Below are 22,357 nucleotides of genomic sequence, written 5' to 3'. Positions count from 1 at the left end.
ACAAACAAAGGTTGATTGAATGCCAAGCGTAAAAGTCAGAGAAAACGAGCCATTCGACGTCGCATTGCGTCGTTTCAAGCGTTCTTGCGAAAAAGCCGGTGTGCTGTCTGAAGTTCGTCGTCGCGAACACTATGAGAAGCCCACTTGGGTTCGTCAGCGCAAAGCCGCTGCCGCCGTTAAGCGTCACGCCAAGAAGTTGCAGCGTGAACAGAAGCGCCTGGTCCGTCTCTACTGATCAATACCTTTTAAAAGCCGGTTTCGAGTGGGTTAACCGACGATGTCTGAGCTCAAGCATACGATCACGGAAGCAATGAAAGACGCCATGCGTGCCAAAGAAAAGGCACGCCTGGGCACCATTCGCCTGATCCTTGCTGAGCTCAAACGCATCGAGGTTGACGAACGAATCGAGCTGGACGATGCCCGAGTTCTGGCCGTCCTGGACAAGATGAATAAGCAGCGTCGCGATTCCATCCAGCAGTTTGAAGCTGCGAATCGAGACGATCTGGCCGCAGTTGAGCGGGAAGAAATGGAGGTGATTGCCACTTTTCTGCCTGCGGCACTTAGCGAAGACGAAATCAACGCCCTGGTCGATCAGGCCATCAGCCAGACTGGCGCCAGCGGCATGCAGGATATGGGTAAGGTCATGGGTGTGTTGAAACCCCAGTTGCAAGGCCGAGCCGACATGGGCGCGGTCAGCAAGACCATCAAAGCCCGCCTGGGTTGAGTATCAACCCGATCGTAAATAGTTGAGCATCAACCCGATCGTTAAAGGGTTGAGTGATCAACCGAACTATCAGAACTTCCAACGTTATCTATTTTCTCCGCTCTACCAACTACCACGGCTTGCGTTATGCTTGCCCCTTAGTTGCCTGGCGGACGCGCCTGACTGGTGCGCACAGCTTTCGTCGGACGTCGTGAATACATCCCTGTAGACTCGAGCTCAGCATCCATGCTGAGCACGCCGCCGAAATCTGCACCCACCACCCAGCCGCTTCGTTCAGTGGTGATTTGAACCATCGAACTGATTGCTCACGCTTTTTGAGGAACGCATGGCCGGCCTGATCCCCAACGACTTTATTGACGATCTGCTCGAACGCACCGACATCGTCGAAGTCATCGGTCAGCGCGTGCCGCTCAAGCGTAAAGGCAAAGATCACTGGGCCTGCTGCCCGTTTCACAACGAAAAATCACCGTCCTTTTCGGTCAACCCGGCCAAGCAGTTCTATTACTGTTTCGGCTGTGGCGCTTCCGGCACCGCCTTACGCTTTTTGCAGGAATACGAACGCCTGCCGTTTCCCGAAGCGGTGGAAGAACTGGCGCGTCTGGCGGGCGTCGATGTGCCACGCGAAGAGCAATCGCCGCAACAACGCGAGCGGCAAAAACGTCAGCGCAGTCTCTACGATTTAATGAGCAGCTGTGGCGACTATTTTGCTCACCAGCTGTATCACCACCCCAAAGCCGGTGAAGTACAGCAATACGTGCTCAATCGCGGCCTCAGCGAAGAGGTGGTGCAGCGCTACCAGATCGGTTTCGCGCCCGCCGGTTGGCAGAACCTGATTCAGCATTTCGGCGACAACGACGAAAACCGCAGCCAGTTACTGGCCACCGGCATGACCATTCGCAACGACGCCGGCCGCGAATACGACCGCTTCCGCGAGCGGCTGATGTTTCCGATTCGGGATCTGCGTGGCCGCACCATCGCCTTTGGCGGCCGGGTACTCTCGCCCGATGGCAAACCCAAATATCTGAACAGTCCGGAAACGCCGATTTTCCACAAAGGCCAGGAACTCTACGGCCTGTATGAAGCGCGTCAGGCGCTGCGCAATTTCGACAACATCATCATCGTCGAGGGCTATATGGACGTGGTGGCGCTGGCGCAGTTCGGCGTCAAAAATGCCGTCGCAACACTGGGCACCGCCACCAGCCAGACGCACGTCTCAAGGCTGTTCAAACTGACGCCGGAAATCGTCTTTTGCTTCGATGGCGATGCCGCCGGTCGCCGCGCCGCCCTGCGCGCTCTGGAGAACACCCTGCCGGAAATTCGTGACGGCCAGCAGGCGCGCTTTTTATTCCTGCCCGACGGCGAAGACCCGGACAGCCTGGTGCGCAAGGAAGGTTACGACGGCTTTATGCACCGCGCCCGCCAGGCGCAGAGCCTGCCGGATTTTCTGTTTCAACATCTGCAGTCTCAGGCCGATACCTCTAGCCTGGATGGCAAAGCGCGCTTGGCAAGTATCGCCCGTGGCTGGATCGATCAGGTGCCCGAAGGCGTGCTGCATCAATTGCTGCTGCAACAGTTATCAAACCTGGTCGGTTTACCGGTCGAACAGATACTGCGCAGCTACAAGCCGATCAAACCGGCCACGGCTGAACCCGAGCCAATGCCGGCCTATGATCAACCGCCGCCGGACGACTATGGGCCTTATGACGAGGCGCCGCCCTATCGCGACGCAGGCGCTAACAGCCAGGCCCTGAGAAGTGGCATGGGCGTGCGCTTTTCGCTGGTGCATCGCTGTCTGGCCTGGCTCATTCGCCATCCGGAAATGGCCCACGAACTGGACCTGGCGGCGCTGGAAACACTGCCGGAGCAGGAAGGCAAAAGCCTGCTGACGCAAGTGGTCGGGCTTTTGCAGGAAGCGCCCGGCAACGATCTGTACCATGCCTTTGACTATCTTTGTCAGCATGGTTTACGCGAAACTCTGGCGCCCATCGCGGCCTCGGATTATCTGTGGCTGGAGCATCGCGTACTGGAAGGTGAGACCACCGATGCCACCGAGCTTGCCAGGACAGAACTTGAAAAACTGCTGGTCGCCCTTAAAAAGAGGGCTCCCCACGCGGAGTATGAGGCGCTGAAACAGCGCATCAACAACCTGGATCCTTCACTGACGAAGGCTGAGAAGCAGCGCTTCCTAGAGCTGCAAAAGCAACGCAAGCTGTGATGGGCAGTTTAGACCGACCGATACTGACTTCGGCCAGGGCGGACTGACTGACTTCATCACCGAAACGCCTTGGCTGCTACCGGGCCAAGCTGTTTTCGACCCTGAGAAAGTGTTGGTCAAAAATTGGCTAACACCCTGAATTACGGTAAAATGTAGGGCTGTTTTGCGCCCGCCTGATCCACTACTGAACTGACAGGGTTTCTATGGCTGAAAAATCTCAGCAACAGTCACGCCTCAAAGAACTTATCGCCCGCGGTAAGGAACAGGGCTACCTGACCTACGCGGAAGTCAACGACCACCTGCCGGAGGAAATCAACTCCCCGGATCAGGTAGAAGACATCATTGCCATGATCAATGACATCGGCATCAGCGTGTTCGAATCGGCGCCCGACGCCGAACAACTGCTGATGAACGATGAAAGCAGTACTGACGACGATGACGCCACCGAAGAAGCCGCCGCCGCTCTGGCTGCGGTGGAAACCGACACCGGCCGCACCACCGACCCGGTGCGCATGTATATGCGCGAAATGGGCACCGTCGAGCTGCTGACCCGCGAAGGCGAGATCGTGATCGCCAAGCGCATCGAAGAAGGCACCCGTGAAGTCATGCAGGCCATGGCTTTTTATCCGGGTGTTATCGAAGACATTCTGCAGACTTACGAAAACAGCCAGACTGAAGAAGGCGGCCGCCTGTCCGACTTCCTCACCTCCTTCCAGGACCCGGATGATTCTGACCCGGAACCGGCCGCCGACTCACCGGACGCCATCGCCCCGCCTGACATCAAAGATGACAGCCGCGACGATGACAGCGATGACGACGACGATTCCGACAGCGATGACGACGACAACGAAGGCGGTCCGGATCCGGAACTGGCGCGCGAGCGTTTCACCCTGCTGGCCGAACAGCTCAAAGACGCCACCAAGGCGATCGATAAGCACGGTCGTTACAGCCAGGAAGCCAACGACGCCTTGAGCGCCATGGGCATGACCTTCTCCTGCTTCAAACTGGCGCCGCGTCAGTTCGATGAATCGCTGGATAAGATCAAAGACATCGTCGACACCATTCGTGTTCAGGAACGTAAGCTGCTGCAAATCTGTGTGCGTCAGTTGAAGATGCCGCGCAAAGAGTTTGTGAACACCTTCGTGGGTAACGAAACCGACGAACAGTGGCTCAACAACCTGCTCGAAGACAGCCGTTTCGCCGAAGAAGCCTTCAAGTACGAAGTCGAACTGCGTCGTGCCCAGCGCAAACTGCGCAATGTGCAGAAGCAGAGCGGCATCACCCTGGCGGAAATCAAGGACATCCACCGGCGCATTTCCATTGGCGAAGCGCGTGCGCGTCGCGCCAAGAAAGAAATGGTGGAAGCCAACCTGCGTCTGGTGATCTCCATCGCCAAGAAGTACACCAACCGCGGTTTGCAGTTCCTCGACCTGATTCAGGAAGGCAACATCGGCTTGATGAAAGCCGTCGACAAGTTCGAATACCGTCGCGGCTACAAGTTCTCGACCTACGCCACCTGGTGGATTCGTCAGGCCATCACCCGCTCCATTGCGGACCAGGCGCGCACCATTCGTATTCCGGTGCACATGATCGAGACCATCAACAAGCTGAACCGTATTTCCCGCCAGATGTTGCAGGAAATGGGTCGCGAGCCGACGCCGGAAGAACTGGCTGAACGCATGGAAATGCCGGAAGACAAGATCCGCAAGGTGCTGAAAATTTCCAAGGAACCGATCTCCCTGGAAACGCCGATCGGCGACGATGAAGACAGCTCTCTGGGCGACTTTATCGAAGACAACACCATGGAAATGCCGATCGATTCGGCCACCGTCACCGGCCTGCGCGAAGCCACGCGTGAAGTGCTGTCCGGCCTGACCGCGCGCGAAGCCAAGGTGCTGCGCATGCGTTTCGGCATCGACATGAATACCGACCACACCCTCGAGGAAGTCGGTAAGCAGTTCGATGTGACCCGTGAACGGATTCGTCAGATCGAAGCCAAGGCACTGCGCAAGTTGCGTCACCCGACGCGCAGCGACCACCTGCGTTCCTTCCTCGACGAGTAAGCGAACGCTTAGGTATAGAAAAACCGGCCTCAGGGCCGGTTTTTTTGTGGGCCATCGCCAAGCTCGGGTACTATCGACCTCGGTTCACAGAAACCGACCTCACACAAAAACAACCTCGCACAATAACAATAGAGGAACGCACGATGAAAACCCTACTCCCTGCTTTGGGCGCGACCCTGCTGCTGGGCTGGTCCGCGGCCCAGGCTGAAGACCTGTCCATTGCCACCGGCGGTACCGGCGGTACTTACTACCCACTCGGCGGCGGTCTGGCCGAATTGATCAGCGAACATCTGGATGGCGCCACCGCTGTGGCGGAAGTCACCGGTGCCTCGGTGGAAAACATGGGGCTGATCCATCGCGAAGATTCTGACCTCGCCATCGCTCTGGCCGACACTGTGCTGCAAGCCTACGAAGGCGGTGAGCGCTTCTCCGGCCGCAAACTGGATGTCGCCGCCCTGGCGTCGCTCTATCCCAATGCGGTGCAAATCGTCACGCTCGCCGATTCAGGCATCAACTCACTGGCCGACCTGGCCGGTAAGCGCGTCTCTGTCGGCGCTCCTGGCAGTGGTACCGAAGTCAACGCCCAGGCGATTCTGGAAAGCAACGGCATCAGCTACGACGACTTCACGGTGCAACGCCTGAACTTCAACGAAACCGCCGATGCGCTGCGTGATGGCGATATCGACGCCGGTTTCTGGAGCGTTGGCCCGCCCACCAGTTCCATCCTCAGTCTGGCCAGTGCGCGCGATATTCGCCTGCTGCCGTTGAGCGATGCGGAAATCCGCAATGCGGTTGCCGTTGAGCCGGTGTTCGCGCCCTATCAATTGCGCGCGGGCCTGTACGAAGGCATGGACAGCGCCGTACAGACCGTAGGCATTCCCAACGTCCTGGTGGTGAACACCGCCATGTCCGATGACCTGGCCTATGAAATCACCAAGCTGCTGTTCGAACGCGTCGAGGAACTGCGCGCCATTCATCCGGCCGCTGACGACACCACGGTCGACTTTGCGCTGACTTCTACACCGATCCCGATGCATCCGGGTGCGCTGCGTTACTACGAGGAAATCGGCGCTGATATTCCGGCCCGGCTGCGCCGCTGAGGTGAGTCGGCCACGCTTGTCGCGCTCGGCCTGGATCGTTCTGGGCGCGGTGCTGTTGCTGGCCAAGGCGCCAGCGGCAGCGCCGGAATCGGCTGGAACGCTGGTGGTTCAGGCAGCCGACGGCGCACCGCTGGCCAGCCTGGCGTTACCGGCCGACGGACGCTGGTGTCTGCTGTGGCATCACTCGGTACAGGGCTTTCAAGTCGAAGACTGTTACCGAGTGGCCGATGGCCAGATGCTGCTGAGCAGCACGCACACCCCGGACTTCGCCGCTGGCCTGGGCCATACGCCGGGGCGCGGCCGTTTGCTGTCTGACACCGAGCACGGCTATCGCATTGTCGATATTGATGCGCCGGTGCCAGCCAATCGTTTTTTGTTGCGCGTCGGCAGTATGCGCGTCGATCATCGCATTGCGGTGGGTAAGCGGCGTCTCAGCCTCAGCCAATTGGCGGCGGGCGAACGCGTCGAAATTCGGCTGATCCCATCGACTGACGGACCTTCATCGTTATGAGTCACTATTCCGCCCTTCCTATCAAAACCAGTGGCAGTTGGCAGCCAGAGGCGCTGCCGGGCAACCGCTTCAGCCTGGCGCTGATTACCATCCTGGGCATCGGTTTATCGCTGTTTCATCTGTACGGCGCCGGCATTCAACCGCTGGGTCTGTTCTATCAACGCGGCATTCATTTGGGTTTGATGTTAATGCTGTGTTTTGTGTTGTTTGGCCCACGTCCGGGCCAGACACGTGGCCCGCTGGCGATCGCGCTCGATACGGTGCTGGTTGCAGCCGCTGCGCTGTCGGGCTTTTATCTGGTGTATTTTCTCGATGACATCGTGGGTCGCGCCGGGTTTTGGTCGAGCACCGATATCATTGTCGCCTGTGTTTGCATCGTCACCGTGCTCGAAGCCAGCCGCCGCGCCGTCGGCACCGGCCTGACCATTATCGGTGCGGTGGCTATCGTTTACGCCCTGGCCGGTTCACGCGGCGCCCTGCCTTGGCTGGGTGAATGGCTGCCGGGATTGTTGAGTCACCGGGGCTATTCGCTGGATCGTCTGGCGGCTCAGCTTTATTTGGGTCAGGAAGGCATTTTCGGATTGCCTTTGGGCGTCGCCGCTACCTTCGTCTTTATCTTCGTGCTGTTCGGCGCGCTGCTGGAAGTGACCGGCGCGGGCAAGTTCTTTATCGACCTGGCATTTTCCGCCACCGGTCGTCAGCGCGGTGGCCCGGCCAAGGCAGCGGTGTTGGCGTCGGCCAGCATGGGCTCGATTTCCGGCAGCGCCATTGCCAATGTGGTCACCACCGGTGCCTTCACCATTCCGTTGATGAAGAAACTCGGTTATCGCCCGGCTCAGGCCGGTGGCATTGAGGCCGCGGCCAGTACCGGCGGGCAGATCATGCCGCCGCTGATGGGCGCTGGTGCCTTTTTGATTGCCGAGTACACCCGCCTGCCCTATCTGGACATCGTTAAGGTCAGCATCTTTCCGGCGTTGCTCTATTTCGCCACCGTCTATCTGTTTGTGCACATCATCGCCGTTAAGCAGGGCATGAAAGGTTTGCCGGGTTCAGAACTGCCGCAGGTGCGTCAGGTGCTCGCCAGCGGTTGGTATTTTCTGGCACCGCTGCTGTTGCTGGTCTATCTGCTGGTGCTGGGCATTTCGCCGATGCGGGTGGGTTTCTACGCCATCGTCGGTTTGATTGGTGTGGCCGGGCTGAACGGGCTTTGGCTGGCGTTTCAACAAGGTCGCCGCGAGGGTCGTTTACGCCAATGCCTGACTCAAGCGCTGCGCGATGGTTCGATTAAGCTGTTGCAGGCACTGGAACTGGGCGCGCGCAATGCGCTGGCGGTGTCCATCGCCTGTGCGGTAGCAGGCATCATCGTCGGTGTGGTCGGCTTAACCGGTCTGGGACTGAAGTTTTCCTCGATGATGATCGCCTTCTCCGGCGGCCATCTGCTGTTGGCCTTGCTGTTGGTGGTCATTGCCAGCCTGATTCTCGGCCTGGGTCTGCCGGTGACCGCCAGCTACATCGTGCTGATCGTCTTGGTCGGCCCGGCGCTGACCAACGAATTCGGGTTGTCGTTGCTGGTCGCTCACCTGCTGGTGTTCTGGTATTCGCAGGATTCCAACGTCACCCCGCCGGTGGCGCTGGGGGCCTTCGCCGCAGCGGCGATTGCCGGGAGTAAGACCATGGAAACCAGTGTGCAATCGTGGAAATTCGCCAAAGGACTGTATCTGATTCCGCTGTTCTTTGTGTTCAATCCGATCATCATCGAAGGCGGGCCACTGCTGTTGCTGCTGTGGAATGGTTTGATTGTCATTCTGGCTCTGGTTGCCTTTGCCGCCGTGATTGAGGGCTATCTGTTTGCGCCGCTGCCGATCTGGCAACGACTGGTACTGACGGCGGCGGTTATCGCCATTTTCTACCCCAGCCTGGCGTTTGAGATAGCCGGAGTGATCACCATGGTGGCGCTGTTGTCGGTCAACGCCTGGTCGTCGTCCAGGCACCGAGACGCTCCGGCCAACGGCTGAGCAACCCAGGGCCGTCGCTTGTCTCCCCCCGGTCGAGCCGCTAAACTGCGTGCCGTCTTGGGGGAGTAATCGGCCGGTATTGTTCCATCCCCACCGGCGCGGCGGTCAACATAATTGAGCCACAGCTCATGGTCGTCGCACCCAGCCTCTCGGCTGGCTTGATGAGACCTAAGGCAAACGGCACGGTGCCGGGCGGGACCGTGTGGTTTGCCTTATGTGATCTCATCCCGCCCCTAAGGAATCATCTTGGACGCTCTGCTCAGTTCCACCGCTGTGGTGACTCTTGCCGAAATCGGAGACAAAACCCAACTGCTGACGCTGTTGTTGATCACGCGTTTTCGCGCGCGTACGGCCATCACCTTCGGCATTCTGATCGCTACTGTCATCAACCACGGCATCTCGGCCTGGCTCGGTGACTGGCTGGTCGGTTGGATACCGGCGGGTTGGGGCCCTTGGTTGATCGGCCTGAGTTTTATTGCCGTCGGCCTGTGGATTCTGATTCCCGATAAAGACGATACCGATACCAGCAGCGTCGAACGCTGGGGCCCTTTCCTGGCAACGCTGGTGTTGTTTTTCCTGGCCGAAATCGGCGACAAAACCCAGATCGCGACGGTTATTCTGGCGGCGCAATATCAGTCCATCTTATGGGTCACGCTGGGCACCACCGCCGGCATGCTGGCCGCTAACTTGCCGGTCATTTTTGCCGGTAACTGGGTCATGGAAAGAGTTCCGGTGCGCGCCGCTCACCTGTTTGCCTGCGCGCTCTTTATCGGTTTTGGGGTGTGGACGCTGGTGTCGTTCTGACACCGCCACTGACACCGGCAACTACCCGCATTCAATCGGGTTATTTTGGTGGAGTTTCGCCAGCCATACGCTCAATTCGGACTCGCTCTGCCTCGCGGTCTAACCAGGCTTGGTAGACCGGGTCCGGCGTGGCCACGAGAACGCGCCAACCCAGCCACAGATAAAATACCGCCAGCGCAATAATGGCCAGGCCGCGCAACAGATCAGTACTTAAAATACGCATGAGGCACAAACCAGGCTAACACCATGATGGCAATCCACACGCCGCTGGCGGCAAAGTACATCGGCCAGAGGCGGTGCAGACGATAGAAAACAAAATACAGCGCCACCAGAAACGGCGGCTGCCAAAAAACAAAACGCGGCATCGACATCAAGCCGGTCAGCAATGGCATAAAAAGGGTCGGAATCATAAACAGGGCCAGGGCGTATTGCCGACAATACATCAGCACCGCAATTGAGATAATTCCCAGCACCGCCGTCAGCGAGTAATAACCGGATTCAAAACCGCGAAAGCCATCAATAATAGCGCCGAACGGATTTTGCAGCGTGCGTCCCCAGTATATCTGCGCCGATTTGAACGCCAGAGGATCGCCAACCAACTGATCCAGCAACAGCATAAACAGCGCCAGCCCCAGAGGGATCAGCATCAGCCCGAGCAACCAGTTCAGATTGCGGCGACTCAACCACTGTTGCTTATCCCGACGCTGCCAAGCCAGCAGCAAATAGGGCAACACAAAAAACACCCCTACCACCCGAGTGGCCGATAGCAACGCTGCTATCGCACCCGACCACCAGTAACCGCGCTGCAAAGCGATAAATGACAGCGTCAACAACAGGAAATACAGCGACTCGGTATAGCCGGCGTGCATATAAATAACGAAGGGATTCAGCGCAACCAAGGCGCCAGCCCAGTGCGGTTGCACGTCGGGATGATAGTGCCGCAGCAGTTTGATAAAGGCGTAAATATTGCCCAGCAGAAACAGCTTACCCAACAGTATCAACGCCGTCTCAGCGCTGATCGGCAGCACAGCTACCAAGCCGCGCGCCAGCATCGGCAACAACGGAAAAAACGCCCAGTTTGCGTAGCGGAGCAAGTTGGTATCGGTGCTGCCATCGGCGTAGCCGCCCGAGGTAAGATCGGCATACCACAAACAGTCCGCCAGACAGAAACCGGAAAAACTGGGCATTTCAATGGGCAGAAAACCCGAACCGATCAGCGCTACCGAATAGACCAGCACATTGCTGACCGCAAACAACAGCAGCGCAATGCCGAGGTCATTGCCGAGCCATTCCAGCCGAACCCACTTTGATGTTAGACGCGACACCAAACCCATAACCTCGACGCCTGATAGTTCCAGAAAAAGCCGGCAAGAATGCCAGAGAAACTGGCCAGCCACCACTGGGTATCGTGCGCGTAGAGGAACACCGAAACCAGATAACTCAAACCAGCGCCCATGGAACAAATCAGACCGTAAGACAACAACGCCTTCAGGTAATGCGCATGACGACGCTGATTATTGGCAAAGGTCAGCCAGTCATTGAGCTGAAAATTTCCCACCATCGCCACCAGGATCGCGACCGCCTGCGCCAAGCGGAAATCCACCGCAAAAACCTGCAGCAGTAACCACAACACACTCAGATGCACCGCCATACCAATCGCACCGACCAGACCATAAAGACACAGCGCAAACGGAAAGCGTTCACCAAAGCGATGCTTAACCAGAAACTCGAGCATTTGCAGAGCAACGCGGCTGTCGAGTTTGCTTTCACCGGCGACGCGGCTGCGAAAAACATAAGGCACCTCGGCAACACGCGTTTGCCTGGGCGCCTTGGCCACCAGCTCGAGCAAAATCTTGAAACCGTCGCTGCCAACCTGGTCGATATGACGACGCGCAAAATCGCCGCGCATCAGAAAAAAGCCACTCATCGGATCGCTCAGCGAATGGCGAATAAACATCCGGCTCAGCAAGGTAGCGGCACGACTGACCAGCAAGCGCAGACGCGACCAATCCGATACCCCGCCATCACCGCTGTAACGACTGGCCACCACCAGATCATGGTGCTGCGCCTGAACCAGCATCTGCGGCAGGATGCTTTCATCGTGCTGCAGATCGGCATCCATGATCGCCACGCACTCACCACGCGCGGCCAGCACGCCTTCCTTGCAGGCAGAATTCAGACCACGGCGCCCTTTGCGACTGATATAACGAATGCGCTCATCGCTGCTGGCCAGCTGTTGAATCGCCGCCAGCGTACCGTCAGGCGAATCATCATCGACAAAGATGACTTCCCAGCAGTACTCCGCTAAGGCCTGGCGCAACCGTTGCACCAAAGTAGCAATATTTTCAACTTCGTTATAAGTCGGAATAACCAAGGAGAGCTGAACCGCAGACACCCAACCACCTTATACGTTTCATTAACTCGAAAGCGCAGAAGGAGATCATTTAGATACCTTAAAGGCAAGTGCTAATGATCAGCACAGGAAGGTTTTGTGGACTGATTCGCGACTATTATTTATTGTTCGGCCTCAAAAGGATAATTGGTATTGTAATGCTATACCTTTAGAACAAAGCCGATCATCCTTCATCCGCGAACCCCAAAACCCCTTAAATAGTCTGGCAAGGCTTCACCATCGAGCTGGCGGGCGACCCAATTGGCAGAGCCGGCGGAGAGCGTCCAGCCAAAGGTACCGTGGCCGGTATTAAAATACAGATTGGGCAAACGGCCATCCGGGCTGGCACCCAACAATGGCGGACCGTCCGGCGTCATCGGCCGAAAACCGGCCCAGGCCTGCTCCACCTGGCCGTTGGTTGCTGCGGGAAAGCGGCTGCGCAGTGCCTGTTGCATCACCTCAAAACGCGCTGGCGGCAGGCGGCGATCGAGACCGCACAGTTCCACAAAACCACTGACTCTCAACCGCTCACCCAGACGGGTACAGACGACTTTGTAGCGATCATCGAGCACGGTGGAACGCGGTCCCTGATCGGCGTTGATCAGCGGCAGCGTCATCGAATAGCCTTTCACCGGGTAGATCGGCGCCGCCAGACCCACCGACCGTGCCAGTACCCGGCTGGCAACGCCGGCACAGAGCGCTGCCGCATCGAGTTCCAGCCGCTCGTCGTTATCGAGGATGACGGCGCGCACTCTGTTGTTCTCGACAGCCAGTTCTTTAACCGAGACACCGTAGCGAAAGCGCACACCCGCAACGGCTGCCTGAGCCGCCAAAGCCTGAGTGAACTGATGACAATCGCCGGTTCCGTCGCTGACCAGGCGCAACCCTCCGGCCAGCGGGGCGTCGTTATTCAAGGCTGGTTCGTAACGACGTACGCCTGCTGCATCGAGCAGTTCATAGTCGATGCCTAAACGCTCCAACAGGGTGGTATCGGCGCCCAGGCGTTCGCGTTCTTTGACGCTGCTGGCCAGCTCAATCAAACCCCGGTGATCGCCATCGAATGCCAGCGCCGCTCCCAACTCCTCCTGCAGCGCCAAAAAGCACTGCCGGCTGTGTTCAGCCAGACGCAACATGGCTTCGCGGTTGGCATCGAAGCGGCCAGGCGTCAGAGCGTGTTTGAGCGTACGCAACGCAAAGGCGAGCGTTTCCGGGCTGGGCGGTAACGCCAGTTTGAACGCGCCGTTCTTGCTGAAAAAAGTTCGCAGCGCCTGCTGCATCAAAGCCGGCGAGGCCCAGGGATAGACCGCGCCATAAGAACGCTGGGCGGCATTGGCGCGGCTGGTTTCCAAGCCAGGTTCACTGAGTGCTTCAACAACGGTGACGTCATGACCACGCTGACACAATTCCCAAGCCAGGGTGACGCCGGTCACGCCGGCGCCAATCACTACAACTTTCATGTTCATATCCGTTTAGTTGGCAGCCTTCACCTGCTGCCAGACTTCAATCGCAGCCGCCAAATCTTCCAGCGATGCACCGACCGATTTAAACACCGTTATGGCATCTTCATCGGCGCGACCCGAATGCTGCTGTCGCGTCAGCTCAGCCAGATCGGCGCGGATATCGGCAAACTCAAAACCACTTTCGTGTTGCGCAAAATGCAGATCCCCCGCCTCGCCTTTGGCGCCGGCGTAGGTATCGACAAAAACCGCCTGACCATCGATGCAGGCAGCATCGGTTTCGCGCATCGACTTGCGAAACGCACCGACCAGATCCAGATGAGTACCACGACTCAGCCAGGCGCCGTGTACCAGTGGCTCGGTGGACAGGGTGGCGCAACTGACCACAGCGGCGTCAGCGACGGCGCTGGCCAGATCGTCCGTTGCCTCGACCGACTCCAACACCTGCACGCCACCCTTGTAACCACGGTATTCATCAGCCAGCGCTTTGGCTTTATCTATATTGCGACCCCAGATGCGCACCCGCCGGATTGGTCGCACTGCGGCGTGCGCTTCAATCAGCATCGGCGCCAAGCGACCGGTGCCGACCACCACCAGACTGTCGGCCGACTCGCGCGCCAGATAACGCGCCGCCAACGCCGAGGCCGCTGCAGTACGACGCCGTGTCAGTTCGCTGCCATCCATACAGGCCAACGGCTGACCAGTGTCGCCATCGCACAGCAGATACAAGCCGGAAATGGCCGGCAGGCCACGGTCGGCATTTTGCGGAAACACATTGACCATCTTCATGCCGATAAACCCATCCGGCTCCCAGGCCGGCATCAGCAACATGGTCGCTTCGCCCTCGGGGCGTTCGATGGCGTGATGATGACGCGGTGGCGCTTCGATGCCCTGGCGAAAGGTGGTGTCCAGTCGGTCCACCAGCGCCGGCCAAGGCAAGGCCGTCGCCACGGCCTGCGACGACAGAATATCCATGCCTTACTCCTTAACGGCCGCGGTCACCATGATTTCGACCAGCCATTCCGGCTTGGCCAGCTTGGCTTCCACACAGGCGCGGACCGGCGGACGACCGGGCGCCACCCAGGCATCCCAGGCGGCGTTCATGGCATCAAAATTAGTCATATCGGTGACCCAGATGGTCGCCGCTAACAGATGCGACTTATCCGAACCGCCTTCGGCCAGTAGCGCGTCAATTTGCTCCAGTATCTGTTGGGTTTGACCGGCGGTATCGGCGCTGGCATCGGCAGCCACCTGACCGGCCAGATAGAGCGTGCCGTTGTGAACCGTGACCTGACTCATGCGTGCGCCTGGCTTGTGATATTGAATGCTCATGGGGTTTCCTTATCGATCGTTGCAGTAAAAAAATCAGCCGTTCAGGCCGGATAAAAAAGCGCTCAGGTTAGCGCCCAGTGCCGGCGTCGGATAACCGCCTTCCTGGACCACCACCATCGGTTGTGTCAGTTGCGCCAGCCGCCGACCGACGCGGGTAAAGTCATCGGTGGTCAAGGTCATGCCGGCCAGCGGATCGTCCTGATGGGCATCAAGTCCCAGAGCGATAACCACCGCTTCGGCGCCAAAGTCATCGAAACCTTTAAGCAGTGTTTCCAGCCCATCCATAAAGGCATCACCATCGGCGCCGACGGGCAAGGGCACATTGAGATTAAAACCCTCGCCCGCGCCGTCACCGGTCTCCTTCGCCGTGCCCCAGAAAAACGGATAAAAGCCATCCGGATCGGCATGAATGGAACCGGTCCAGACATCGTTGCGCGAATAAAAAATTTCCTGAGTGCCGTTACCGTGATGCAGATCGACATCGACAATCGCCACCCGCGCAAAGCGTTCACGCAACACCGCCGCCGCCAGCGCCGCATTGTTCAAAAAACAAAAACCTCCGGCGCGTTCCGGCCCGGCGTGATGACCCGGCGGACGACACAAGGCATAGCTGCGCTGAGCCGGATCCAGCAACACCGCTTCCGCCGCTCGTTCGGCCGTCGCCGCGCTGGCAACAACGCCGCTGTAACTGGTCGGCCCTAACGGGCAGGCCATATCGTGCAGATGCCAGCCGGCCTGACCGACCGGGTGGCTGGGGTAATGCTGAGCCGACGAGGTAGGATGAACGTTGGGTGCAACGCGCTGGGGCGCACCGGGCAGTTCGCCCCAGCGCTGTTGGATGGTTTTCAAAAAGCTCAGATAACGCGGCTGATGCACCGAGGCCAGCCGCTGCGCCAGCGCCGCCGAACCCTGACCATCGAGTTGCTCGACCGCCAACCCCGCTTTATCGAGCGCGGCCAGCAAGACATCAGCGCGAGTGCTCTGTTCGGGTGACGGGGCCGGCTCGCCGCGCAACAAAAAGCTATCGGGCGAATGATCCGCCTGACGCGGAGAGTAAAAGCACTGCATCTTGGCTCCATTAATCCAGCAAAGAAGGAATCCAGGTCGACAACAACGGGAACTGCGCCAGCAACACGATGACCACCAGAAACGCCAGATAAAACGGCCAGCTGGCCACAATGGCACGCTCGTACGGCACCTTGGCGATGCGTGCGGCGGTCATCAGGGTCATGCCCACCGGCGGCGTGGCATTGGCGACGTTCAGCGTGACGATCATGACGATGGCAAAGTGCAGCGGATCAAAACCAAGCCGCACCATGGCCGGCACGATCACCGGTGCCACCACCACCAAGGCCGGCAACACATCCATCACCGTGCCGAGCAAAATCAACAGCACGCACACCAGCAAAATCTGAATAATGGCAACATCGGAAATAGCGGTAATAATTTCGGCGGCATCGCGGGCAATGCCTGAACGGGTCACAAACCAACTGAGCACCGCCGAAGTCGCCAGCAGAAAAAACACCACCCCGGATAAACGCACCGTGGTTACCAAGGATTCCAATACCTTGCGCCAGGTCAGATTGCGGTACAGCAGAAAACCAATCGCCAGAGCATAGACGGTGGCAAAGCCTGACGCCTCGGTAATGGTGGTAGCGCCGGTCAAAATGCCGCCGAGAATAATCACCGGTACAAACAAGGCGGGCAGCGCGGTCACAAACGCAATCAAGGCCACCTTGATCGACTGTGCCGGCTGACGCGGATAACCGCGTTTAAAAGACAAAACCAAGCTGGTACCGAGCAAAACCGCCGCCATCAACACACCGGGAATGATGCCGCCGGCAAATAAATCGATCACCGAAATATCGCGCAGCATGGAGGCATAGACCACCATCACCACACTGGGTGGAATGATCGGCCCGATGATCGACGAACAGGCAGTAATGGCCGCGGCGTAATCGGCGTCGTAACCCTGCTTTTTCATCTCCGGAATCATGATCTTGCCGATGGCCACGGTATCGGTAATGGCCGCACCGGTAAGGCCGGCAAAGAACAGGGAGACGGTCACATTCACATGCGACAAAGCACCGCGCACCCGACCGAGCAAGGCGTTATTAAAAGCAATCAGTTTGCGCGTCAAACCACCCTGGTTCATCAGCTCGGCGGTAAAAATAAAATAGGGCACAGCGATCAACATATAGCCGGACACGCCGGAGAACATGCGATCGGCCACAATGCCAATCATGCGTTCGCCACCGAGCATAAAAGAACCGGCCATACCGGAGACAGCCATCACAATGGCCACCGGCGCACCGATCAACAAAATTAAAACAAAAACAATCAAGGCGACGGCCATCACACACCCTCCTGTTCAGCATCATCCAGGCTGGCATCAATCAGTTCGTCTTCATCGAGATAATGCTCGAGCAGCGAAAAGCCCTGCGCCAGATGCAAGAGGATGATCACGCCGGTAATGGGTACGGCAATGGTGGTTAATTTATACGACACCTGAATGCTGTCGGAGACCATATAAATCTGCCGGGCGTTGCTGAAAAAATCCCAGCCATAAACGATCAGCGCCAGACCAAAAAGCGCCAGAATTGCCATCGATAAACCAGCGGCAATACGCACCCCCCAGTCGGGCAACACACGCATCAACAAGGTCATGGCGACGTGCTCACCCGAATGCAGTGCCACCGTTGACGACAGCAAACCAATCCACGGCAAAAACAAACGCGCCAATGAGTAGGTCCAGCTCAACGCACCGCCAGTGAAAAGAGTGTAGAGAAAACCGGTAAAGGATATCGCGAGCATCGCCAGTACACAGAAAATGCACACCGCAATGGCAGCGGTATTAACGCCATCGCTCAACGCCCGCGCTGCGGTTAACAAGCGCTTCATCACAGACTCCAGAAGTTGACCGACGCCGTTCTTGAGCGCCGGTCAACGGTCAGTTTCAGTTGCCGTAGCGGGCGTAGTCCTGCTGCTCAAGTTCGCTGCCGATGCGCTCGACTTCAGCCCACAGATCGTCGATCAGGCTTTCATCCAGACCGAAGTCGTCCACGATCCATTCCTTCCAGGCCGGACGCGCAATCTCGGCCATGCGCTGACGTTCACTGGTCGGCATCAGGTAGCACTCGTCAAAAACTTCGCAGGATTTTTCCCAGCTGGCGGTCGCAAAAGCACCGGACGCTCCGTGACTCATGGTCACCGCTTCGCGCGCCGCTTCAATGATCACCTGCTGATACTCTTCCGGCAGTTCCTGATACCAGCTTTCGCTGACCACCCAGCTGGCGCTGTTATAAACGTGGCCGGTCAAGGTGGTGTAGTCCGTGACTTCGTTGAAGTTAAAGGTGGTGTTCAGCACCGGCGCGTTGAACTGACCATCGGCCAGCCCGGTTTCCAAAGCGGTGATTAATTCACCCCAGGGCAGCGGTGTGGCGGATGCGCCCAGCGCATTCATCATGGCCACGTGGGCCGGGTTTTCTTCGACGCGAATGTTAAGGCCTTCGAGATCTTCGACGGTACGAATCAGGCGTTCGTTGTTGGTGAAAGCCACAAAGCCGCCGCCGTCATCGAAGGTGCCGAGGTAACGCATATCGGCTTCGTCGATGGCGCCGCTCATAAAATCGGCAAACCATTCACCGTCGAAAAACGCCCAGGCCTGACGCCAGTCTTCAAACATAAAGGGCGTGGTGACCGCCTGATATTTCGGATAGAAGGACGACATCGCACCAGAGGTCAGAATGGTCGATTGCAACGCCCGGCCACCGGCCTGAACCTGCGAACCGGTTTCCACTTCCGAGCCGAGCTGACCACCGCCGAAGATAACAACTTCCACTTCCCCGTCAGTACGTGTTTCGACCTGGTTTTTAAAATGCACCAAGGCCGGATAAATAGCGTTATTGTTCAGGTTTTCCGGAATCAAAGTAGCGATGGCCATCTCGTATTCCGCGGCTTCGGCAACGCCGAATGCCAGGCCAGCGGTTAGCGCCAGCGCTGTTGTCTGCTTGCTGATCATGGGTCTCTCCCTTTTTTAAGCGATTATTATTGGTTTGGTTTATGGAGCCGCTGTGATCGCGTTATTTCGACTCTAAGGGAGAGCGGTGAGAGGTGCTTGCCCGAGGCTCAGGCAGTTTTGCCCGAAACTCAGGTACGCAGCGAAGAGGGCGCGCAGCCGAAGCGGCGCCGACAGGCGCGGCTGAAACTGCCCTGATCGCGAAAACCCACTTCGGCGGCAATGGTGCCGATGGGCCAATCGGTTTCGCTGAGCAACCAGCGCGCCCGTTGCAGGCGACGTTGCTGCACGAAAGCCATGGGCGTCTGGCCGGTCTGGGCGCGAAACGCCTGGTGAAAATAGCCCGGGCTGAGACAACACAGCGCCGCCAGATCTTCGACTTTAATATCGCTGGCCAGATGCGCCTCAACATAGGCCACCAACTGATTCATGCTGGCCGACGACAGCCGGCTGTGCACCGACGGCGCCGCCACCGCGGGGCGTCGTTCGGCCGGCAGAGCCCGATCGTACAACCCCAAATAGAGGGTGCGCAGAATCAGCGCCGAGATTTCATCGTGCAGCCCGGGTGTCACCCTCGCCTGCTGCGCCAGGGTAGCGCCCATCTGTTTGAGCGCGCCGGGCACACTATAAAAGGTGGGCCGCTCGAACAGCCGCTGGGCATCGTCGCTGCGCGTGAGTTTGCCCAGGGCGGCGACCGGCAGATCCATCACCAGGGTGGTGTTACGGCCGTCGCCCAGGTAATCGTGATGATAACCGGACGGAATCAGACAGCCGGTGTCGCCGGTAATGCGATTACCCCGACCTTCAATGCTCAGTTCGGTGTTGCCAGAGGTTGCCAGAATCAACTGATGATGGTCGTGCGAGTGCGACACCCATTGCTGCGTCAATGTACAGGTTTGTAATTGTACGATGGCCATGGTGTACACCTGCGGATTTAGGTTTCAGTAAACGACATCTTGGGGTTGACGAAAGGCATGCGTTTGAACCTATCCCAACGCGTTCGCGCACAAAAATCAACCAGTCAGATTCAGCCCCCCTTTATGCGGTCAATTGCGGGCAAGCGAACACTCACCTTAAAACTATATATTGACAGCATCCTCGTTAGCGACCACCATATCTAGGCATTTTGGCACTTAAGCCCAGCAGCGCCCTGAACGTCAGCAGTGGCCTGGAAAACGCCATAACAGCCCGCCCCGCACGTTTGAAAAACGCTGTCCCGGGTGGTGCACAACGCAGGATCCGCCGTCGTAATCCTGCCGGTTGAGGCAACCAAATGCACAGCGAAACGCCTTGCTTTCAGTACCCCTCAGGGCGTTCCTTTTTGACACCCAGCAGGCGGAGGTGAACTGCGGCACAACGGCAACAAGCCAGGAGGGTTTGCACCGTTCGACGCGTCACCACCAGAAGACCAAACAGGAGACGCAGGTGAACACTTCTCAAATCACAGTGGCCAAGCGCGACGGGCATTCAGAACCACTGGACCTCGACAAAATTCATAAAGTACTGAACTGGGCGGCTGAAGGCCTCGACGATGTATCGGTTTCCCAGGTGGAACTGAAAGCCCAGCTGCAGTTTCACGATGGCATCACCACCAGTGATATTCACGAAACCCTGATCAAGGCCGCGGCCGATCTGATCAGTGCAGAAAACCCCGATTACCAGTACCTGGCCGCGCGCCTGGCGATCTTCCATCTGCGCAAACGCGCCTATGGTCAGTTCCAGCCGCCGAAACTGCGCGACCACGTAGAAGCCATGGTCGAAGCTGGCCGCTACGATTCACACCTGTTCACCGATTACTCCGAAGCCGACTACGAAGCGATGGAAAGCTTCCTGCGTCACGAGCGCGACCTGAACTTCTCCTACGCCGCCGTCAAGCAGCTCGAAGGCAAATACCTGGTGCAGAACCGGGTGACTGGCGATGTTTATGAATCGCCGCAGTTTTTGTATGTCTTGATCGCCGCCAGCCTGTTTTCGTCCTACCCGAAAGACCAGCGTCTGGACATCATCCAGCGTTTCTACGAAGCGGCCTCGACCTTCAAATTGTCACTGCCGACACCACTGATGTCCGGTGTGCGTACGCCAACACGTCAGTTCAGTTCCTGCGTACTGATCGAATCTGACGACAGCCTCGATTCCATCAACGCGACTTCAGCGGCCATCGTGCGTTATGTCAGCCAGCGCGCGGGCATCGGTATTAATGCCGGTCGTATTCGCGCCATCGGCTCACCGATTCGCGGCGGCGCGGCTTTCCACACCGGCTGCATTCCGTTCTACAAACATTTCCAGACCGCGGTTAAATGCTGCTCGCAAGGCGGCGTTCGCGGTGGTGCGGCCACCCTGTTTTACCCGCTGTGGCACCTGGAAGTGGAAAGCCTGCTGGTACTGAAAAACAACCGTGGTGTTGAAGAAAACCGCGTGCGTCAGCTCGACTATGGCGTGCAGATCAACCGTCTGCTGTACACCCGTCTGATCAAAAACCAACAGATCACGCTGTTCAGCCCAGGCGATGTTCCGGGTCTGTACGACGCCTTCTTTGAAGACCAGGAAGAGTTCGAACGGCTCTACGCTGAGTACGAACAGCGCACCGACATTCGCAAGAAATCCATTCCGGCCGTGGAACTGTTTTCCACCCTGCTGCAGGAACGCGCCTCGACTGGTCGTATCTACATTCAGAACGTCGACCACTGCAACACCCACGGCGCTTTCGATCCGAAACAGGCGCCGGTGCGTCAAAGCAACCTGTGCATGGAAATCACCCTGCCGACCAAGCCGCTCAACGACATCAACGATGAGAACGGTGAAATCGCTCTGTGTACTCTGGCCGCGTTCAACCTGGGCGCGCTGGAATCACTGGACGAACTGGAAGAGTTGTCCGAACTGATCGTGCGCGCACTCGACAGCCTGCTCGACTACCAGGACTACCCGGTCAAGGCCGCCGAAATCGGTTCCATGAAGCGTCGCACACTGGGCATCGGCGTCATCAACTACGCCTACTACCTGGCCAAAAACGGCAAGAAATATTCCGACGGTTCTGCGCTGGAATTGACGCACGATACCTTCGAAGCCATTCAGTATTATCTGCTCAAGGCGTCCAACAAACTGGCCGGTGAATTCGGTGCCTGTTCTGGTTTCAGCGAAACCCAGTACGCCGCTGGCAAACTGCCGATCGACACCTACAAGAAAGATCTCGACAAGGTGTGCAACACCGAGTTGAAACTGGACTGGGAAGGTCTGCGTGCCGACATCAAACGCGACGGTCTGCGTAACTCCACGCTGACTGCGCTGATGCCGTCCGAAACCTCTTCACAGATCGCCAACGCCACCAACGGCATCGAACCGCCGCGTGGTCTGGTCTCGGTCAAGACTTCTAAAGACGGCGTCATGAAGCAGGTGGTACCGGACATCGCCAACCTCAAAGACCAATACGAACTGCTGTGGCAACAAGGCAGCAACGAAGGTTATCTGAACCTGGTCGGTGTCATGCAGAAATTCGTCGACCAGTCGATTTCCGCCAACACCAACTACGACCCGGCGCGCTTCGAAGGCGGCAAAGTACCGATGCAGAAACTGATCGGCGACCTGCTCACTGCCTACAAACTCGGTGTGAAAACGCTCTACTATCACAACACCCGAGACGGCGCCGGTGCCGAACTCGAGGACGACGATTGCGCATCCGGAGCATGCAAAATCTAAATCCCCAACGGCCTCACCTTCGGGTGGGGCCGA

The 22,357-nt window shown here is 57.9% G+C and carries 20 protein-coding genes; 9 read left to right on the top strand and 11 right to left on the bottom strand.

Annotated elements, in window-relative coordinates; genetic code table 11:
• Positions 1–19: 19 nt before the first annotated feature.
• From rpsU to ABMA60_RS09440, 8 genes are all read left to right on the top strand, one after another.
• The gene (gene rpsU / locus ABMA60_RS09475) at positions 20–235 is read left to right on the top strand and encodes a 30S ribosomal protein S21 (protein ID WP_108126214.1); all 216 of its coding nucleotides are present in this window, start codon (positions 20–22) and stop codon (positions 233–235) included.
• 42 nt (positions 236–277) lie between these two features.
• A complete protein-coding gene (locus tag ABMA60_RS09470) occupies positions 278–724 on the top strand; it encodes a GatB/YqeY domain-containing protein (protein ID WP_392802024.1) in 447 nt (148 codons plus the stop codon).
• 325 nt (positions 725–1,049) lie between these two features.
• Entirely contained in the window at positions 1,050–2,939 is a 1,890-nt protein-coding gene (gene dnaG, locus ABMA60_RS09465; protein WP_392802021.1) for a DNA primase, read from the top strand.
• A 203-nt stretch (positions 2,940–3,142) separates the two neighbouring features.
• The gene (gene rpoD, locus ABMA60_RS09460) at positions 3,143–5,002 is read left to right on the top strand and encodes an RNA polymerase sigma factor RpoD (RefSeq protein ID WP_392802019.1); all 1,860 of its coding nucleotides are present in this window, start codon (positions 3,143–3,145) and stop codon (positions 5,000–5,002) included.
• 143 nt (positions 5,003–5,145) lie between these two features.
• A complete protein-coding gene (locus ABMA60_RS09455; RefSeq protein ID WP_392802017.1) occupies positions 5,146–6,102 on the top strand; it encodes a TAXI family TRAP transporter solute-binding subunit in 957 nt (318 codons plus the stop codon).
• Between the two features lies 1 nt (position 6,103).
• Complete coding sequence (locus tag ABMA60_RS09450; RefSeq protein WP_392802014.1) at positions 6,104–6,613, top strand: DUF1850 domain-containing protein; 510 nt, start codon at positions 6,104–6,106, stop codon at positions 6,611–6,613.
• A complete protein-coding gene (locus ABMA60_RS09445; protein WP_392802012.1) occupies positions 6,610–8,628 on the top strand; it encodes a TRAP transporter permease in 2,019 nt (672 codons plus the stop codon). The genes ABMA60_RS09450 and ABMA60_RS09445 overlap by 4 nt, the downstream gene beginning before the upstream one ends.
• Positions 8,629–8,874: 246 nt before the next feature.
• Entirely contained in the window at positions 8,875–9,432 is a 558-nt protein-coding gene (locus ABMA60_RS09440) for a TMEM165/GDT1 family protein (RefSeq protein ID WP_392802009.1), read from the top strand.
• Positions 9,433–9,472: 40 nt separating this feature from the next.
• Here the strand turns inward: ABMA60_RS09440 and ABMA60_RS09435 are convergent, their stop codons facing one another.
• The 11 genes from ABMA60_RS09435 to ABMA60_RS09385 all read right to left on the bottom strand — a co-directional run bounded on the left by ABMA60_RS09435 (position 9,473) and on the right by ABMA60_RS09385 (position 19,548).
• The gene (locus ABMA60_RS09435; protein ID WP_392802006.1) at positions 9,473–9,655 is read right to left on the bottom strand and encodes a hypothetical protein; all 183 of its coding nucleotides are present in this window, start codon (positions 9,653–9,655) and stop codon (positions 9,473–9,475) included.
• Entirely contained in the window at positions 9,636–10,766 is a 1,131-nt protein-coding gene (locus ABMA60_RS09430; RefSeq protein ID WP_392802004.1) for a hypothetical protein, read from the bottom strand. Before ABMA60_RS09430 ends, ABMA60_RS09435 begins: the two co-directional genes overlap by 20 nt.
• The gene (locus ABMA60_RS09425; RefSeq protein WP_392802002.1) at positions 10,745–11,827 is read right to left on the bottom strand and encodes a glycosyltransferase; all 1,083 of its coding nucleotides are present in this window, start codon (positions 11,825–11,827) and stop codon (positions 10,745–10,747) included. The genes ABMA60_RS09430 and ABMA60_RS09425 overlap by 22 nt, the downstream gene beginning before the upstream one ends.
• Positions 11,828–12,015: 188 nt before the next feature.
• The gene (locus ABMA60_RS09420) at positions 12,016–13,281 is read right to left on the bottom strand and encodes a D-amino acid dehydrogenase (protein ID WP_392802000.1); all 1,266 of its coding nucleotides are present in this window, start codon (positions 13,279–13,281) and stop codon (positions 12,016–12,018) included.
• Between the two features lie 12 nt (positions 13,282–13,293).
• Positions 13,294–14,256: an ornithine cyclodeaminase family protein gene (locus tag ABMA60_RS09415; RefSeq protein ID WP_392801997.1), complete on the bottom strand. Its 963-nt coding sequence runs from the start codon at positions 14,254–14,256 to the stop codon at positions 13,294–13,296.
• Between the two features lie 3 nt (positions 14,257–14,259).
• Positions 14,260–14,613, bottom strand: coding sequence for a RidA family protein (locus ABMA60_RS09410; protein WP_392801994.1), 354 nt, complete (start codon positions 14,611–14,613; stop codon positions 14,260–14,262).
• Positions 14,614–14,646: 33 nt separating this feature from the next.
• Positions 14,647–15,681, bottom strand: coding sequence for a histone deacetylase family protein (locus ABMA60_RS09405; RefSeq protein WP_392801991.1), 1,035 nt, complete (start codon positions 15,679–15,681; stop codon positions 14,647–14,649).
• A 10-nt stretch (positions 15,682–15,691) separates the two neighbouring features.
• Positions 15,692–16,969 (bottom strand): TRAP transporter large permease, encoded by a 1,278-nt coding sequence (locus ABMA60_RS09400; RefSeq protein ID WP_392801988.1) that lies wholly within the window; start codon positions 16,967–16,969, stop codon positions 15,692–15,694.
• On the bottom strand, positions 16,969–17,514 hold the full coding sequence (locus ABMA60_RS09395; RefSeq protein ID WP_392801985.1) for a TRAP transporter small permease: 546 nt from the start codon (positions 17,512–17,514) through the stop codon (positions 16,969–16,971). Before ABMA60_RS09395 ends, ABMA60_RS09400 begins: the two co-directional genes overlap by 1 nt.
• Before the next feature lie 55 nt (positions 17,515–17,569).
• Positions 17,570–18,634 (bottom strand): TRAP transporter substrate-binding protein DctP, encoded by a 1,065-nt coding sequence (dctP, locus tag ABMA60_RS09390; protein WP_392801983.1) that lies wholly within the window; start codon positions 18,632–18,634, stop codon positions 17,570–17,572.
• A gap of 128 nt (positions 18,635–18,762) precedes the next feature.
• Positions 18,763–19,548 carry an AraC family transcriptional regulator gene (locus tag ABMA60_RS09385; protein ID WP_392801980.1) on the bottom strand — a complete coding sequence of 262 codons (786 nt, stop codon included), beginning with the start codon at positions 19,546–19,548 and terminating at the stop codon, positions 18,763–18,765.
• A 508-nt stretch (positions 19,549–20,056) separates the two neighbouring features.
• On the opposite strand from ABMA60_RS09385, the gene nrdA reads away from it, so the two are divergent.
• Positions 20,057–22,324: a class 1a ribonucleoside-diphosphate reductase subunit alpha gene (gene nrdA / locus ABMA60_RS09380; RefSeq protein ID WP_392801978.1), complete on the top strand. Its 2,268-nt coding sequence runs from the start codon at positions 20,057–20,059 to the stop codon at positions 22,322–22,324.
• Positions 22,325–22,357 lie beyond the last annotated feature (33 nt).

It is taken from the genome of Saccharospirillum sp. HFRX-2 (assembly GCF_043196805.1).
GTDB lineage: Bacteria > Pseudomonadota > Gammaproteobacteria > Pseudomonadales > Natronospirillaceae > Saccharospirillum.
Note: the sequence above shows the minus strand (reverse complement) of the source record. Positions and strands in the feature narration are given on the sequence as shown.